Origin of the sequence: Massilicoli timonensis (assembly GCF_900199515.1) — a bacterium.
GTDB classification, from domain to species: Bacteria; Bacillota_I; Bacilli_A; order Erysipelotrichales; family Erysipelotrichaceae; genus Massilicoli; species Massilicoli timonensis.
In genome coordinates this window covers 87,755-104,821 of sequence record NZ_LT963434.1, presented here as the reverse complement: position 1 = coordinate 104,821, position 17,067 = coordinate 87,755, and the positions used below count along the sequence as shown (strand labels likewise).

Below are 17,067 nucleotides of genomic sequence, written 5' to 3'. Positions count from 1 at the left end.
TGCTTGTGTTGAAAAAAGACGCATCAGCGTCTTTTCCTTGTTACTTTCCGGCTGATTCTTTTACCAGATCCAGAGCTTTGCGGTTGCAAACATCATATTTTACCTGATCACCGATGCGCTCCCGTACGACCTTTTCATCCATGCCATACAGACCCGCAATACGTTTGATCTCTTCATCGCATTCGGCTTCGCTCGCTTCGATCTTTTCCGCTTTCGCGATCGCTTCCAATACCAAACGGATATTTACTTTAGAAGCCGCATCCTTAGCCAGCTCTTCCCGGATCGATTCTTCGCTTTGACCGGTCATCGCCTTAAACTGATCGATCGTGAATCCCTGTGACTGGATTCTGCTTGCGAAATCACGGTACAGATATTCCACCTCATCATCGATCATCACCTGCGGGATCTCGACTGGGCATACCTCACATAGTTTGCTTAAGATCGCGTTGTTATATTCGTTTTCCGCATTTCTTTTCTTTTGTTCGCTCAGATTTTTCTTTGCGTATTCACGGTATGCTTCTACCGTTTCCACGTCTTTGATATTGGCTTCCTTGATCAGATCGTCATTGATTTCCGGCAGCTCTTTCGCCTTGATCTCATGAACGGTTACCTTGAATGTAACCGGCGCACCCGCCAATTCTTCAGCATGATAGTTTTCCGGGAAAGTTACCTGGATTTCCTTGCTTTCTTCTGCCTTCATGCCTACCAACTGTTCTTCAAAGCCCGGAATAAACTGTCCTGATCCGATTTCCAGCGGGAATTTCTCCGCCTTTCCGCCATCGAACGGAATGCCGTCCTTAAAGCCTTCAAAATCGATTTCCGCAGTATCGCCGTTTTCGACCACTGCGTCATCGCCTTCTTTTACGACCAGCTCTGCATAGCGTTTCTGCAAAGCATTTACTTCTTCATCGACTTCCTTGGCGCTGACACTGACCCGTTTTTTCTTAATGTCCAGTCCCTTGTAATCACCAAGTGTTACCTCCGGACGCACGGTCACGAAGAAGGTCAGCTTGTAGCCGTCTTCATTCACATCATCGATGTTCATTTCCGGACGAGCGATCAGATCCAGTTCATGTTCCTTCACGCCATCTACCAGCAATGCTGTTGCGGTTGCATCGATCGCTTCCATCCATACCGACTGTTTAGAAACGTGTTTCTTTACGATCGCCGCCGGTGCGCTGCCTTTGCGAAAGCCCGGGATATTTACATTCTTCGCTACTTTTTTGAATGCCTTGTCACACGCTTTCTGCCATTCTTCACCGCTCAATGCGACCTTCAATTCACCTTTTGATTTTTCCTTCAATTCCCATGTTGAACTCATTGTTATACCTCCCACTTCAACACTGCTACCTCTTATTATATAAGATCATGCTATTTTTTCAAATCTCATGCTTATCTAATAATAACGCATACGATCCCTTTGATAAAATCCGATGTGTCTCACAAAATGCTTCAAAGCCTGCGTGATCATCATATGCCCGATAGACATAAGCGACGATCGCCAAGGCTATTTCAAACGCTTCCGTTTCCTCGATATTGAACGGGAGCTGTAAGTAAGCCTCTTTGATAAACGCTTCTACACACATCGCCAGAAAACTTGGATCTTCGTTTTCCAGCCACTCTTTTAGCTGCTCGATTACCATGAGTGCGCCATCGCTTTCCATCGGCGCTTCCACAAAAGCCGGAATGAAGGTTACTTCCAGTCCCTCATGCACCATCGTGATCTCTTCGTGGAGCTGCTGAGAGATCAAGATCTCAACCAGATAAGCGCGCACCAAATAATGCAGTTTTTCCCTGCATAAGGCATCCCGCAGCACTTCCATGTGCATCCGTACATTGGCGCCTCTCAACAATTCCACTGCCTGAAACTGCTCGTCCAGCGAACCGTTCAACAGATCCTCCAACTGATCGAGGCTTGCTCTTCTGATCGGTTTTTGTGCGTTTCGCTCCATGCGGCAGCGATTGTAGTAGGCTACCAGCACTTCCTCCTGCTGCTTGGGAATATAGGGCATCTTCAGCTCTACATCCAGCAGTGCAAAAGCTGCATCAAAGTCGCCTGCGTCCATCAACGCCTTAGCCTGCGCTGCGATTTCCTCATAATAATCCATGGCATTCACCTTTTCTAAAAGCTTTTTTATAATAGCACACTTTACTTGTCAGTGCAATTGTCGGTTACCTTTTTCTCATCAAAACAGCTGAAAAAACGTCGCTTTTGACAACTTTCCCATAATTGCCGCGCATTCATACGGTGTTTCTTGACGGCTTGCTTTTCTCACCTTGGCAAATAACCGCTTTTTTGTTATGATGATAGCGGTGATAAAAATGAAACTAATCGTTATGAGCGACAGCCACGGCTTCCATGATAAGATCGATCAGGTCATCCACGCGCATCCTGATGCCGACGCTTATCTGCACTGCGGTGATATCGACGCTGATGAAGACTTATATCCGAACCTGATCACGGTGCAGGGAAACAATGACCTTTTCTATGACTATCCCAAACAGCGGATCCTCACTTTGATGGGACAGCGCATCTTGATGATGCACGGTCATCAGTTTCCTTACGGCAATCGTCTGCGCCATATGGCAAACTATGCCAGAGAACAGGACTGCCGCATTTTCTTCTACGGCCATACGCATGTCGCGGCACACGATGTCATTGACGGCGTACATTTGATCAATCCCGGTTCTTTATGGCGTTCCCGGGATCAGCGTGCCCCCTCTTATGCGATCGTAACGCTGCAAGAGGACATTGTCGATGTCACATTTGTCTTTCGTGAACGTTAAAAAAGATCGGTCGGAAAGCTTTTGACCTACTTTCGCCAATGCTTTCACACTGATCTTTTTTTTATTCGATTTCATTATAAATGAGTTCTGCGGCCGAACAGGATCGATCATTCATGCCATGCAGCGTCACCGCCACATCATCTACCAGTACCTGTACCTGTTCGACGTGATCTAACATGCAAAGCGACAGGATCAAGGTTTCATAGGCCTGCTTTTTCGCGGTCTGATCTTCTGCGAGGATGCGGTTGTCCAAATGCACCTGCAAGACGTTTTCCCGCATGACGCTGGCCGCTGTCGTTTTGACTTTTTCCTGAGCAAGCGGCTGCTTTAGAGAGCTGTTTACGCTCACATCTGCCAAGATCGCATCGATATAGGCATCGACATCGGATAGATTTGCGGATACCCGCTTGGTTTTTGGCACATAGAAAGTTTTATCCATGACTTCCTTCGTATAAAAGACGGTCATCGCATCACTGTCATGCAGTGCGCTTGTCGATGTCAGAAAGTTATTGATGCCGATCTTGCGGTTCAAGACGGCAGGGATCGGGGTTCCGTTAGGCATCGTTTGCAATGTGTCATCTCCTATTGCGATCTGTACCTGTGCCACCCCCTCAAACTGTGTGCCAAGCCACGCTATCGCCTCTAAAACGCGCAGCTCATGCTCCTTTTCATAATTTAAGAATGCTTCATTGAACTGCAGCGTCAAGGTTTGATCGACCAATACCGCATCTTCAAGCTTCGTATCTTTCGCAAATACCGGCAACAGACCTTCTCCCTGCTTTTTGCTCATTTTGGCTACGAGCTGTTGCAGGCGCTTTTTCATATGATCTTTTTCTTCACAGGGAATGCTTAATGGAATCAGCGTATCCTGTTCATCCAGCGCGTACATCTGCATCATACAGCTGGATGTGGAATTGACCCGCAAGGTTTCTTTTGTTTCCTGCCGATTGATAAAGAAGAACCCGCCTGCCAATAACGCCGCTGCCGCCAGTATGCCCAGTGCCTGTTGTTTTCTCATCACTTCCACCTCACCTCACTATATGCGCAAGCTGTTAAAAAAAGACTAGAAGTCCAAGATCAGCGTCTTGACTTTCCAGTCTTGCTTCAATAAGCTCGCAATCTGCTTCTCCATCTGTTCTCCATCGAGTGTGGAATAGATCGTCACGCTCCCTTTCTCCTGCTTGTGAGATACCGGCCACGGATAACGATTTACGATCGCTTGGTTGGAATCATAGATCGGTACATGCAGACACGCCGCAATCGCCTCCCGCAGATAAGGATAGTGCGTACACGCCAGCACGACCCCATCGCAGGTCACGCCCTTTAAGCGCTTTTTTACGGCCTGCGTCAAACGCGCGGCACTGGCATTTCCTTCAATGAGCGGCACAAATTCAGGACAGGCGATCTCCTGCACCGCAATCGCGGGATCAAAGTGTTGGATCGCGTTTTTATATGCATGGGTCTTTGCCGTTGCCTCTGTCGATAAAACGGCTAAGTGGCGATGCACGCCGCGTGGAAGCTGTGCTACCGTCGGATCGATGATTTCAAAAAAACGAAACCGACTAAAACGTGCCCGCAGCTGCGGCAGAATGTTGGCACAGATCGTATTGCAGCCGATGATGATGTCATAAATATGCAAAGAAGCAAAATACTCCATGATGACCGTTACATAATGAAAGATCTTTTCCGCGTCATGCTCGCCATAAGGTGCATGCAGCTGATCGCCAACAAATACAAAATCACATTCAGGATGTGCCTCAACACATGCCTTCAGCACCAGCAGGCCGCCCATTCCCGAATCGATCATACCGATTTTACTGCTCATTTCGTTTTACCCACTCCTCCCATGTCCAGTCATGGTCCCGCATCTCTTTCGCCGCTTCCTCACCGACATAACGAAGCGTGAGCGGCTGTGCCTGCTTCTGCGTGATCGCTTCCTTGCCGCTTGGATAACGGACGATAAAGCCATATTCATAAGCGTGCTCCCGCAGCCATTTCGCTTGTTCGCTCTCTGTTATCGTCTGTAAATCAGATACCCCGGCGATCGCAAAGCGAACCGTATAGCCAAGCTGTTTTTCACTGTGTCCGGGATAATCTTCATATTGTAAAAACTGATCCGCCCCGTATTGCAGCAGTGCGTTTTGATAAAGCTGTTTTTGTTCTTCATATGAAACATAGCCGCTGACGATGATCAGATCATAATTCAAGACCCCGCTGGCCTCGCTCATCGCTTCACTTAATGCTTCCAGCGGTTTTACCATCGCCTCGCGCACATACACTTCCTTATCGGTGCTGTTCACATTCACATGCGGCAGCTCTTTCAAAGCGACAAGATCTGCAGGCACATAGGTATAGACACTGGTTTCCGCATGCAGATCGCTGAGCAGATCACTGGGATCGACCATCAGTGAAGCATGTTCCACAAACGGATCGCCGTTTTCAAAATAAACCGCCAGATCCGCATAAAGATAGGCGCTTAGCAGTGTGTCCATTTCATGAAATGTAAATTCGTTCTTCCAAGTTTCGATAAACTGCACGATATAGGAAGCGTCTGCCGGCTGCAGCTGCATCGCTTTGTCATACCAAAGCGTATGTTCCAGCTGAAAGCCTGCGCACTCCACATAAGGCAAAAACTGTTCCGGCTTCACATTCTGCGCCAACAAAAAATCAATATCCTTCTCATCCAGATAATGCAGGATCAGATCATGGTTTTCTTCGGTCGCATATGGATAGCGCGCCAATTCGTCATAAGTCTGGTTCATGATATAGTAGCACACCAGAAATAAGACACAAAGCGACGCAAGAAACAAATTCCTTTTTACTTTCATGACACACACCTCGTTTCCCATTATAGCATAAAGAAAGATAAATGGAAATAAAAGGCGAACCCCGCGCGCATGCGTGCGATCACCTGCATGCACACTCAAAAGCAATGATGGATACTTCCTCAAAAAAGAAAAGTGAAGCAGGCTTTTGCTTCACTTGCTTGTATTACCAGCTTTTGCGCGTCGCTAAGATCGCTTCTACCGCTTTGCAGGCAGGACAATCGCAGTATCTTGCACCCGCCGCCTTGATCTTTTCGCCATGCGCCGCCACCTGCGCCGCTTTTTCTCCAAAGATCTGCTTGCCTAGATCCGAATTTGCCAAAGCGATCAGATCATCGACCGTAACGAGATCCGCTTCCAGTTCTTCCTCATATCGCTTTGTCATTTCCGCTTCGTTCGGCTGATCCAAAGACGTCAGCCATTTCTGTGCAGTCTCCTTTAATTCCTTGCAGCACGTAGGCGCTGTGATCAGCGCTTTCGTCTGTTCTACGACAAATTCTCTTACTTCTTTGTTCATATGCTCCTCCTTATCGCAACTGTGCCATCGGCAGCATCGCCGCCCCGACAAGTCCCGGCTCTGCTAACGCCGCTTTTACAAAGCGTGTTCCCCGCATGCCCGGGAATACTTTTTCCTGAAAACGTGCTTCCACCTGCTTTAAGAAAGCATCCGATGACTGCATCACCCCGCCGCCTAACACAAACAGATCGGGATTGCAGGTCAAAGCGATGCTGCTGAGCAGTTGAGAAAAATCTTCTACAAAGCGATCACAGAGCAAAGCCGCCTGTTCATTGCCGTTCTTTGCCAGATCAAACAATTCGCCGGCATGGGCGATCTCTACCCCAAGCACTTCTTTGGCTTTCCGCATCAACGCCGGACCGCTCATCTCATTTTCCACCGCACCCGGATTCAAACCGTTTCGCGCCGTGCGATTTGGATCGAGGATCAGATTGCCTACTTCTCCGGCATGGCCATGTGCGCCCGCAATGACCTTGCCCTGAAATACCGGCGCACCGCCTACTCCTGTCGATACGGTGAGATAGTAAACAAATTCTACGCCTTTGCCGGCTCCCTGTATCGCTTCTCCCAGTCCTGCCACATTGACATCATTATCCATAAACACCGGTTTATGAAAGATCTCCTTAAAATGATCCGCAATCGGATAACCGACCAGATCCGGCAAATTATTCGATACGATGATCTTTCCCGCTTTTGTATCGATCGGTCCCGGGATCCCCAAGCCGATGCCCTCGCATTTTTCATGATCCTGTAAAGAACGGATCATATGCTCGATCTTATCTAGGATCTGTTTGGGCCCTTTCTGCGCCTCTGTCGCATCTTTCAGCACTTCCAGCACATTGCCATCCGCATCGACCCGTGCCACACGTACATTTGTACCGCCTAAATCAACACCAATATATGTTTTCATAACAACCTCCTGTTTCCATGCTTTCATTCTACCACATTTTGAAAGCCCTTTCCATAGGCCGCCGCAACTTCGCTTGATTCCAGAAGAAAAGTCTATACCGATTACGATACAGACCTCTTTGCTTAAATATGGATCTCATGCAGCCGCAGCAGCTCCACGACCGCCTGCGCCCGGCCTTTTACGCCTAGCTTCAACATGACATTTGATATATGATTCCGTACGGTTTTGTCGCTGATGCCCAGCATCGCCGCGATTTCTTTCGTGCTGTAATTGCTGATCAGCAGATCAAACACCTGTTTTTCACGCTGTGTTAAGATACGCAAGTGCTTTCCCCCTTTGCCTGTATGACACGCTATTCTATGCAGGCGTCCTCGTTTCGCTCTGGGTGTTGCAGCACTTCATATACATTTTTGGCAACTTTTTCCGGTAAAACCTCCTGCAACTGCTCGATGCTGGCCTGTTTTAATCCTTTCAAAGAGTGGAATCGCTTGAACAGCGCCTTCTTGCGCACTTCGCCGATCCCTTCCACCTCATCTAAGATGGAACGGGTCATCGCTTTGCCGCGCACCTTGCGATGATAAGAGATCGCAAAACGGTGCACTTCATCCTGCATCCGCGTCAATAAGAAGAAAAGCGGACTATCCTTGGCAATGGGAATGCGCGTGCCGTTTCGATCCATCAGGGCATTTGTAGAATGACGGTCATCCTTAACCAAGCCATATAATAAAATCGGTACTTCCAAAGCATCGAGGATCTCCTTTGCCGCTTCGATCTGCAAATAGCCGCCGTCCACGATCAAAAGATCCGCAAAGTTGCCGCCCTCTTTCAGTACGCGGAAATAACGGCGATAGATCGCTTCCTTCATCGAATCCAGGTCGCTGCGATAGCCTTGCAGCTTAAACAGGCGATAATCTTTTTTGCTCGGTTCCCCATCGACATAGACCACCATGCCCGAAACATTGAATGATCCGGAAATATGACTGTTGTCAAACAGTTCGATGCGCCGTATCTTTTTCCCCATGATCTCATCCAACTGTTTTAACGCCGCTTCTTTCTCATCGCTTTTGCGTTTTGAAAGCTCAAACTTCTGCGCATGCGCCGTCTTGGCATTTTGTTCCACCATATCTAACAGCTTGCGCTTATCCCCGCGCAGCGGCTGATAGATGCGCTTTTCCAACACTTCGTTTAACGCTTCCACATCAAGCTGCGGCGGCAAGAGCACCTGTGAAGGCAAAGGATGAGAAGCGTAATACTGAGATACAAAGGATAAAAACACATCCTCTGCTTCATCATACAGCGGCTTCATCATATGGATGCGCCCTTGGATCTTGCCATCTCTCACCAGAAAGCCCTGTATTGAGATATAGCCTTTATCCACATAGTAATGAAAGGCATCACGATCCTTGCGGTCTTTGAAATCGATCTGCTGGGCGCTGGTTACATGCAGGATCGAATCAATGAGTTCTTTTTTCTCCTGCGCCTTTTCAAATGCCAGATCGGTCACCGCTTCCTCCATTTCCTTTTGGAGACGGTCGATGATCTCTTTTACATCGCCCTTCAAAAACTTACGGATATCTGCGATCATCTTCTGATAGATCGTATCATCGATCGTTTGGATGCACGGGGCGAGGCATTGTTGTAAATGATAGTACAGACATGGCTTTTTAGGCAGTGTCGCACATTTGCGCAAAGGGTACAGGCGATTGAGCAGCTGCATCGTCTGATAAGCTTTATGACTTTCCGGAAACGGTCCGAAATACTCCGCATTTTTATCTGAAAGATTGCGGACGACCTTTAACATCGGCGCTTTCCCTTTCGTTAATTTCAGGTATGGATACGTTTTATCATCCATGAACATGATATTGTACTGCGGGGTATATTTTTTTATGAGATTGATTTCCAGCAGCAGCGCTTCTTTCTCACTGCCGGTTACGATAAACTCGAAGTCATCGATATTGGCTACCAGCCGGGTCGTCTTAAAGTCATGTGCGCCGACAAAATACTGTCTGACGCGGTTTTTCAGTTTTTTCGCTTTGCCGACATAAATGATCGTGCCGGCTTCATCCTTCATCAGATAACAGCCCGGCTGTGCCGGCAGGATCGCCAGTTTATCGGCGATCTTTTCCATGTTCGCCATCTTATTTCTTTCCTTTCAGGGTAACGATCGTCGCGCCTAAACCGCCTTCGCCCTCCTGCCCGAGACGAAATTCGCTGACTTTCGGATGCCGCTTCAAATAAGCGTGCACGCCCTTGCGCAGAGCACCGGTACCGGATCCGTGAATGATCCGCACTTGATTGCGGTGCGCCAAGATCGCATTATCCAAGTATTTATCAATGATCGGCAGCGCTTCATCGACATAGCAGCCGATGACGTTACAGGCAAGCGGCAGCGGTTTGGAAAGTCCTTTGGTATGCACATTTTTGGCTTTGGCGCTTTTCGGCTTTTGCATGTGTGTGATTTTGGCAGTCGTCGTATTCAGCTTCATGCCATTGCAAAGCACACACACCCTGTCCTTTTGCATGGAGATGATCTCACCGTGATACCCGAGTTCTACCAGCTTGACATAATCGCCGAGCGCAAAGGAGACATCGTCATGATGCGCCTCATCAGGCGCTGATTCCATCTGGGCAAGCTGCCTTTTCAATTCATGATAGCGGTGCGGTTTGCTTTCATCCGCCTGCTTGGCCTGTTCGATGATCGCGTCCATCTGCGCCTTTGCATCCTCTAACAGATCGTCAAAAGCACGCTGTTCACGCGCTTCCTGCGCTTTCCCTCTTGCTTCCAGCTGCTGCTTCCACGCTTCCAGCTCTTCCTGTTTATGCAAAAGCGCCTGCTCTTGCTTCATCAGTTTCTCTTTTTCTAAAAGCAAGTCCAATTGTTGCTGCTCGATCGTTTCCAAAAGCATTTCTTCCTTGCTGCGATGCGCATCCTTAAAATACTGCGCCCGCTTGATGATTGCTTCATTCAGCGCATAGCGACCGGCGATCGCAAAAGCATTAGAAGTGCCGCTTACGCCTTCCATATAGCGATAGGTCGGCTGCATCGTATCCATATCGAAGGCAACGGAAGCAAGCAGGATGTCATTGCAGTTTTTTCCATAGACCTTGACATTGGAATAGTGCGTGGTTGCCACGATCATGGCATTGCGCTTTCGTAAATGCTCCAAGATCGCAACCGCCAGCGCTTCTCCTTCTTTCGGATCGGTGCCGCTTCCTAACTCATCTAATAAGACGAGGGAATGAACGGTTGCATCCTCACAGATCTGTGCCAGTCGCTTGATATGCGCGGAAAAAGTGGAAAGACTTTCCGCGATCGATTGATGATCGCCGATGTCCGCATAGATCGCATCGAACATCGGTATGATCGCCTCATCGCAGGGTACCGCGATCCCACAATAGCTCATCGCCACAAACAGACCGATCGTTTTTAAGGTGACTGTCTTTCCACCGGTATTGCTTCCGGTGATCAACAGCGCATGGTGCGGCGCTTTGATTTCATAAGTGTTCGCCACGACCTTTTTTTGATCGATCAGCGGATGCCGCGCATTCTTGAAATACAGATGCGCCGTTTCACTCAGCGCTGCGATGACCCCGTCATGCTCCTTTGCCCACCATGCCTTCGCAAACAGCTCATCCAGATGCGCAAACGTATCCAGATTGGCCAAGAGGGCGTCACGGTTTGTTTTTACCTGCTGCGACAAAGCATAAAGAATGCGGTTTACTTCCTCTTGTTCCTGCTGCCTGATTTCACTTAAACGGTTATTGAGTTCCAATAAACACTGCGGTTCCAGATAGACGCTTTGATGAGAAGCGCTTTCGCCATGCACCAGACCTGACAAATGATTTTTTTCACTGACTTTTGCCAATACGCAGATACGATCCCCACGGATCGCCGTGATCGTATCGGTCAGCGAAGCCGCATGTTTGGCGATATAGCGCTGGGCGGTTGCCGCGATCTCTCCCTGCATGCTGCTCAGCTTGCGCCGCAGCCGTGCCAATTCACTGCTCGCCTGATCCATCACTTCATAGTTGCGGTTGATACAAGCCTCGATCTGTCTGCTTAACGGCAGCACTTCGATCAACGCATCGATCAACTCAAAAACACTTTCCCCATCGACCGCCGCCTTGCGATAAGCAAAGGCTGCGCGTACCGCATGTCCCTGTCTGGCAATCTCATATAGCTCATATGCACCCAAGGTCGCATCTTTGCCGGCTGCTTCCACATAAGGCGTGATATCGCTGATACCGGCAAAAGGAATCGTACCGTAGCGATAAAGCAAGCTTAACGCATCATTGCTGCGCTTGAGCTGCGTTTCAACATACAGCTTTTGAAAGCATGGAGTCAAGGCGTCGATGCGGGCTTTGCCAAGGGAAAAAGCACAATAGCGCTTGATTTCTTCTTTGATTTGATCTAATTCCAAGGTGTGTTCATCCATCTTATCACCTCCTGATCGCTTAAACAAATAAATCCATTACATCCTGCTCGTTAATGTCATGTTCGTTTAGCCATGCGCGAATCGCCTCTTTATCAGCTTCCTTTAGCTGCGTGCTTGGCGTCATGATCTTCTGCAAAGAACGCAGCGCATCGATTTCCTCTTTCTGCAAGGTCGTCAGATTATCGGCGATCGCCGCAAACGGACGCAGATAACTGCGTTCTACGACCAGCGAGCCATTGGCGAAAAACGGAGTTTGAAAGACGACCGCAAAGATCACCAAAAAGGCAGTTCCCTGCACAAAGCCAAACAGCACACCGAGCAAACGATTCACCCCGGCTAAGATCGGCACATGACGCACAAAGGAAAAAAGCGGGTGAAGCAAACGGATCACGATATTCAGCAGAATAAAACATACGACAAACCAGCTGATCTCATTTAACAAAGAAGCCAGCGCATCGCCCAGCGCCAGATCCGCAAACGGCACAAACGCTTTCGGATAAATCTGGATAAAAGAAAGCAAACGTGCGAATCCCCAAGCCAAAAGCGCGGATACGACGATCCCGAAGCAATCCAGCACCTTCAGTAAAAAACCTTGGCGAAAACCGCTGTAAAGGCACAAAAGCAGCAGTGCGATCACGCCGATATCTAATAATTTCACATATGCAATCGGAAATAACATTTTTTCATCACCTTTGTTTATGATATAGTATTTTGCGGATTATTGCAACTTTACACGTTTCCATTCCGTTTTATTTATGATAGAATAGGACAAACGAAATAAAGGAGCGCACGCATGAATGAAACGATCACCGTAAAACTGAATCCCGCACAGATCCAATCGCTCAAGGCACATTATCAAAGTTATCTTGCCGCGAAAACACCGCCTTATGCGCATTATCAAGTGAAGCTGAGCGACTGCACCATTACCGCCTATACCTCCGGAAAAGTGGTGTTTCAGGGAGCGGGCAGCACGTTTCATGCCGCGCCTTATCAAACATCGAAAACGATGAATCCTGCCGCTAAGCAGATATGTTATCCTCATATCGGCAGCGATGAAGTCGGCACCGGCGACGTCTTCGGACCGGTGTGCGTTTGTGCCGTATATGTCGAAGAAGCAGATATCGACTTTTTGAAAGAGCTGCAGGTGCAGGATTCTAAATCATTGAAAGATGAACAGATCAAACAGATCGCACCGTTGCTGAGAAAGCGGCTGCCGCATTCCTTGTTGATCTTGAACAATGATAAATACAATGAAGTGCATAAGCACAGCCATCTCAATGCGATCAAAGCAAAGCTGCATAATCAGGCTTATCTGCATCTGCGTGATAAACTGCATGCGCTGCCGACGATCTATTTGGATCAGTTCGCCCCGCCAAGCGCTTATTTTCGCTATTTACAGGGAGAAAAGGAAGTGGTGCGCGACATCTGCTTTGCGACCAAGGCCGAAGATAAGTATCTGGGTGTTGCCTGTGCGAGCATCATTGCCCGCTATGCGTTTTTAATGACGATGGCGGATATGGAAGCACGCTATGATTTCACTTTTCCCAAAGGTGCCGGGAAAACGGTCGATCTGGCGATCCTGCAATTTCTTAAAACACACGGCGTCAATGAGCTGCATCATGTCGCCAAGCTGCATTTTCGCAATATCCAAAACGCTCTGCCAAGTGAAACACGGAAACCTTTTCTTTGAGATTTGTTAAAAAAAGAGGCTGTAACCGCAAGGATGATCACACTGATAGGATCACTTGCGGCTGCAGCCTTTTATTTTGTGTTTGCTTCCTTATGAACGCTTAAATAAATACGCTCCGGCAGCTGCACCAGTTCTACGCCGGCTGATCTCAGCATGCGCTTGCTGGCGATGACGCTGTCAGTATCCGCATATTTATCACATTCGTATACGACGCGTTTGATACCGCTTTGAATGATCGCCTTCGCACATTCATTGCATGGAAACAGCGATACATAAATGCTGCATCCATGCAGATCGCGCGAACTGTTTAAGATCGCGTTTAATTCCGCATGAACGACAAACGGGTATTTGGTTTCATTGACCGCCCCTTCCCGCTCCCATGGATATTCATCATCGCTGCATCCATTGGGAAAGCCGTTATAGCCGATGCTGACAACCTTGTGCTGATCATTGACGATTGCCGCTCCGACCTGTGTGGAAGGATCTTTAGAACGCAGCGCGCTTAGATGCGCCAGTCCCATAAAATATTCATCCCAAGTCAATACATCTGTCCGTTTCATTATTTGCCCTCCTCATAAAATGTATTTATCTGTCCTTCGACCCATTTCGCATAATCATGCAGGCCGATGTTTTCATAAGCCTTGATGAGCTTACTGTCTAATGTTTCACTGCGATTGCTGATCATCTGATTGCGGTTTACCTGATACCAGCAAAGCCCGCCCGCTAAGATCGCCGCCGCAATGAGCACATGGGGACGCAGCTGTTTACAGATCGCTTCATCGCTTAAGACAATGCCGCAAAGCACACCTGCCGTAAAGCCTGCCAAGACCCCGAGGTAACTGATGCCCGGCGCCAGCAATAAGATCGCAATGACCAGTACCGAGCGAATATAAGCGCTTTTGATCGGCGGGATCCGCATCATCTTCTTCGCAAAGATCGCCACGCTGTACGCGCCCCAGATCCCCAAAAGTCCCGGTACCATGCCAAATGCCAGTTCATTGTCAACACCGATATAAGAAACGCCATAGCCGCATAAAGAAGCGATCATAAAGATCAAAAACAGCTTATGCGGATAAAACGTATCGACCGATTTTGCCAATAAATACAATACATAAAGATCGATCAGCAGCTGAAACAAGGAATAATGCGCAAACGGTGCGGTAAAAAAACGCCAGTATTCATAAGCTGCCATCATGCTGGGCTTATAATAAGCACCGCCTAACAACACCCCCTGATAGATATCACTACCGGAAAGCGACACATAGGTAGTAAGCGCAAACAGAAGCAGCGACAGCGCCATTATGATCCAAAATGCCCGAGGCGGCTGTCTCAGCGAGCGCAGCAGCTGTTTCTGTCTTTCTAACTGCACATCGCGGATCCGCTTGCCGATCGTTTTGATTTCCTGATCAGCATTGTTTACCGAATGAACCACCTGCTCGATACCATGAAAGACCTGCGCGATCTTAGAAGGCACCTGCGCATTCGGCAGGATCGAAACGACCTCCGCCTGTTCCCACTGGATCGTTTCCGCCAATGGCGATGTTTGGATCATTAACAGCGGCTTGGCGATCTGTAACTGTTCACAGATGCGTTCGTACACCTCTTTGATATAATCCCGATCAAAGAACTGCTGTCCTTCGCTTTCCGCACATAAACGAATGATCGGATACTGCGGCTGATCGACATTTGCCAGCCAAATATCGTTTTTGCTGTTTTGTACGATGACCATCTGATAATCCTGCTGTTCGATAAAATAACGCACCAGCTGCATCACATATACTTCTTGTTGTTTGATTTCCATCATTATCCTTCTCTCTTTCTCAGCTCATCAAGCACCGATGCAAACTGCGGCGGAAGCGGCGCTTCAAAGGTCATGGAAGCCTGACTTGTCGGATGCACAAAGGTCAGTTGATGCGCATGCAGCAGCTGTCCACCCGACACCTCTGTTTTTCTTCTTCCGTATTTCGGATCGCCGACGATCGGAAACTTGATATATTGCAGATGAACGCGGATCTGATGCGTTCTGCCGGTCTCTAAGCGGCATTCCAACAGCGTATGCTGCGCAAAGCGCTCGATTACCTGAAAATGCGTGATCGCCGGTTTGCTGTTATGCGCCGTTACGGCCATTTTTTGACGATCCTTCTCATCACGGCCGATCGGCGCGTCGATCGTGCCATGATCATGCGGCATGACGCCGTGCACCAGCGCATAATAGCGCCGGTTCATCGTTTTATCTTTTAACTGTTCCGCCAATAGCTGATGTGCGCGGTCATTTTTGGCAGCCACCAGCAAACCGCTTGTATCCTTGTCGATGCGATGCACGATCCCCGGACGCAGCACCCCGTTGATCCCCGAAAGATCCTTGCAGTGATAAAGCAAGCCGTTTACCAGCGTATGCGCTTCATTCCCAGGTGAAGGATGCACCACCATTCCCTTTGGTTTATTGATGACGATGACATCTTCATCTTCATAAACGATATTCAGATCCATCGCTTCCGGCTGTGCATTTGCCTCCTGCTCTTCCTCGATCATCACTTCGATCACATCATCGTTTTTCACTTTATAATTCGCTTTCCCCAGCTTTCCATTTACCGTGATCGCTCCCTTCGCAAACAGCATTTGAATGCGGGAGCGGGAAAATGGCACCAGCTGTTCTGTCAAATATTTATCTAAGCGCAGGCCTGTATCCACATCTTTTGCGATGATTTGCTTATGCTCCATTTCGCTTCACCCCTATCATGCCCCGTTTTTCCAATTCTTCTCGGCCGATCTCGATCAAGATCAACAAGACGCCGATGCAAAGCGCCATATCCGCTACATTAAATACCGGAAAATCATAGCCGAAAATCACAAAATCCAAAAAATCACGTACATATTGCCAAGCCAGCCGATCGATCAGATTACCGATCGTGCCCGCCATCATCAGCACCAGACCGATGCGGGTCAGATGATCCTTTTCCCTGCATTGTTTATAAAAGCAGCCCATCGCGATCAGCGCCACGACCGCGATCCCATAAAAGAACAGCATCTTCCCTTCAAGCAGGCTCCATGCCGCTCCGGTATTGCGCGTATAGGTAATGGAAAAAAAGCGGTCGATCACCGGAATGCTCTCATATAGATCCAAGTTTGCCTCCACCGCAAATTTCGTAAGTTGATCAAGGCCGATCACTGCCGCCAATAACCCAAAATGCCATCGTTTCATATCTTATCCATCTACTTCCTTTATTTCTATGTTCCCTATTATAACACAACCACCATATCCTATGCCAGCCGCAAGAAAAAAACGTCATTTAGACGTTTATTCTGACATTTAAGAATATAGGAGATTAATTAACAAGGAGGCCAATGAACAATCGGTTATTCTTAAATATCTGATCCATTGGATGCGTTCATTATAACATACCTATTTATTTTTTCAATACTTTTTCTGAATATTTTTTCAAATATTGTGAAAGTATTTTCAAAAACATTTGCCTATCGCACCATACTGCCTTTATATTCGATCACGACCGTATGTTGGTCATAATCATCCGAATAATACCACACCTTATTTTTCAAATTGCTTAACAACGGATCATAAAAGCGCTGAAAATCGTGAAAATCAAAGCCATCATAGTCGATTTCCAGTTCATTCCCCTTTTCCTTTACCCGCATGCTGACCGGTGCATAGATCCGTATTTCATTATCGGCAAGCGCATCATTTTGCACATATCTGACCTTGATATGATCATCGATATCTAACTGATGATCATTGCGGTACGTATAAGCATTGACATAGCTGAGACGGCGGTAGTCATCTGTTTCAATGAAGCGAAAGTCTTTCAGGTCGTAGACCATCATCGCAATGCCTACGCCGACCAGGATCGTACCGATCACAAATGCCACTAAATACTTTTTCATTC

At 47.9% G+C, this 17,067-nt stretch carries 18 protein-coding genes; 2 read left to right on the top strand and 16 right to left on the bottom strand.

The window, feature by feature from the left end:
- Positions 1 to 40: 40 nt before the first annotated feature.
- Together tig and C1712_RS02515 are read right to left on the bottom strand one after the other, a co-directional pair.
- Positions 41 to 1,321, bottom strand: coding sequence for a trigger factor (gene tig / locus C1712_RS02520; RefSeq protein WP_102266517.1), 1,281 nt, complete (start codon positions 1,319 to 1,321; stop codon positions 41 to 43).
- A 58-nt stretch (positions 1,322 to 1,379) separates the two neighbouring features.
- Complete coding sequence (locus tag C1712_RS02515; RefSeq protein ID WP_102266514.1) at positions 1,380 to 2,108, bottom strand: hypothetical protein; 729 nt, start codon at positions 2,106 to 2,108, stop codon at positions 1,380 to 1,382.
- A 214-nt stretch (positions 2,109 to 2,322) separates the two neighbouring features.
- Between C1712_RS02515 and C1712_RS02510 the strand changes: the two genes are divergently transcribed.
- Positions 2,323 to 2,787: a metallophosphoesterase family protein gene (locus C1712_RS02510; RefSeq protein WP_102266512.1), complete on the top strand. Its 465-nt coding sequence runs from the start codon at positions 2,323 to 2,325 to the stop codon at positions 2,785 to 2,787.
- 61 nt (positions 2,788 to 2,848) lie between these two features.
- Here C1712_RS02510 and C1712_RS02505 read toward each other — a convergent pair whose 3' ends face one another.
- The 9 genes from C1712_RS02505 to C1712_RS02465 form a co-directional block, all read right to left on the bottom strand.
- Positions 2,849 to 3,805 carry a GerMN domain-containing protein gene (locus C1712_RS02505; RefSeq protein WP_102266510.1) on the bottom strand — a complete coding sequence of 319 codons (957 nt, stop codon included), beginning with the start codon at positions 3,803 to 3,805 and terminating at the stop codon, positions 2,849 to 2,851.
- Positions 3,806 to 3,850: 45 nt separating this feature from the next.
- Positions 3,851 to 4,612 carry a glutamate racemase gene (gene murI / locus C1712_RS02500; protein ID WP_102266509.1) on the bottom strand — a complete coding sequence of 254 codons (762 nt, stop codon included), beginning with the start codon at positions 4,610 to 4,612 and terminating at the stop codon, positions 3,851 to 3,853.
- Positions 4,602 to 5,615 carry a M15 family metallopeptidase gene (locus C1712_RS02495; RefSeq protein WP_180963046.1) on the bottom strand — a complete coding sequence of 338 codons (1,014 nt, stop codon included), beginning with the start codon at positions 5,613 to 5,615 and terminating at the stop codon, positions 4,602 to 4,604. The genes murI and C1712_RS02495 overlap by 11 nt, the downstream gene beginning before the upstream one ends.
- Positions 5,616 to 5,778: 163 nt before the next feature.
- Positions 5,779 to 6,129, bottom strand: a complete 351-nt coding sequence (locus C1712_RS02490) for a molecular chaperone Hsp90 (RefSeq protein WP_102266505.1) — start codon at positions 6,127 to 6,129, stop codon at positions 5,779 to 5,781.
- A gap of 10 nt (positions 6,130 to 6,139) precedes the next feature.
- On the bottom strand, positions 6,140 to 7,039 hold the full coding sequence (locus C1712_RS02485; protein WP_102266503.1) for an ROK family protein: 900 nt from the start codon (positions 7,037 to 7,039) through the stop codon (positions 6,140 to 6,142).
- A gap of 122 nt (positions 7,040 to 7,161) precedes the next feature.
- Complete coding sequence (locus C1712_RS02480) at positions 7,162 to 7,362, bottom strand: helix-turn-helix domain-containing protein (protein WP_146003303.1); 201 nt, start codon at positions 7,360 to 7,362, stop codon at positions 7,162 to 7,164.
- 29 nt (positions 7,363 to 7,391) lie between these two features.
- On the bottom strand, positions 7,392 to 9,176 hold the full coding sequence (gene uvrC / locus C1712_RS02475) for an excinuclease ABC subunit UvrC (protein WP_102266499.1): 1,785 nt from the start codon (positions 9,174 to 9,176) through the stop codon (positions 7,392 to 7,394).
- 1 nt (position 9,177) lies between these two features.
- Positions 9,178 to 11,475 carry an endonuclease MutS2 gene (locus tag C1712_RS02470; protein ID WP_102266497.1) on the bottom strand — a complete coding sequence of 766 codons (2,298 nt, stop codon included), beginning with the start codon at positions 11,473 to 11,475 and terminating at the stop codon, positions 9,178 to 9,180.
- Positions 11,476 to 11,494: 19 nt separating this feature from the next.
- Positions 11,495 to 12,154 carry a CvpA family protein gene (locus C1712_RS02465; RefSeq protein ID WP_102266495.1) on the bottom strand — a complete coding sequence of 220 codons (660 nt, stop codon included), beginning with the start codon at positions 12,152 to 12,154 and terminating at the stop codon, positions 11,495 to 11,497.
- Positions 12,155 to 12,268: 114 nt separating this feature from the next.
- Here C1712_RS02465 and rnhC point away from each other — a divergent pair, with 114 nt between their 5' ends.
- Entirely contained in the window at positions 12,269 to 13,165 is an 897-nt protein-coding gene (rnhC, locus tag C1712_RS02460; protein ID WP_102266493.1) for a ribonuclease HIII, read from the top strand.
- A 71-nt stretch (positions 13,166 to 13,236) separates the two neighbouring features.
- On the opposite strand, the gene C1712_RS02455 is transcribed toward rnhC, so the two are convergent.
- From C1712_RS02455 to C1712_RS02435, 5 genes are all read right to left on the bottom strand, one after another.
- Positions 13,237 to 13,725, bottom strand: a complete 489-nt coding sequence (locus tag C1712_RS02455) for a deoxycytidylate deaminase (protein ID WP_102266492.1) — start codon at positions 13,723 to 13,725, stop codon at positions 13,237 to 13,239.
- The gene (locus tag C1712_RS02450) at positions 13,725 to 14,966 is read right to left on the bottom strand and encodes a rhomboid family intramembrane serine protease (protein ID WP_178199994.1); all 1,242 of its coding nucleotides are present in this window, start codon (positions 14,964 to 14,966) and stop codon (positions 13,725 to 13,727) included. Before C1712_RS02450 ends, C1712_RS02455 begins: the two co-directional genes overlap by 1 nt.
- A gap of 2 nt (positions 14,967 to 14,968) precedes the next feature.
- Positions 14,969 to 15,886, bottom strand: coding sequence for an RluA family pseudouridine synthase (locus C1712_RS02445; RefSeq protein WP_102266488.1), 918 nt, complete (start codon positions 15,884 to 15,886; stop codon positions 14,969 to 14,971).
- Entirely contained in the window at positions 15,876 to 16,367 is a 492-nt protein-coding gene (gene lspA, locus C1712_RS02440) for a signal peptidase II (RefSeq protein ID WP_102266486.1), read from the bottom strand. Before lspA ends, C1712_RS02445 begins: the two co-directional genes overlap by 11 nt.
- A gap of 272 nt (positions 16,368 to 16,639) precedes the next feature.
- Positions 16,640 to 17,065, bottom strand: coding sequence for a hypothetical protein (locus C1712_RS02435; RefSeq protein WP_102266484.1), 426 nt, complete (start codon positions 17,063 to 17,065; stop codon positions 16,640 to 16,642).
- Between the last annotated feature and the right edge of the window lie 2 nt (positions 17,066 to 17,067).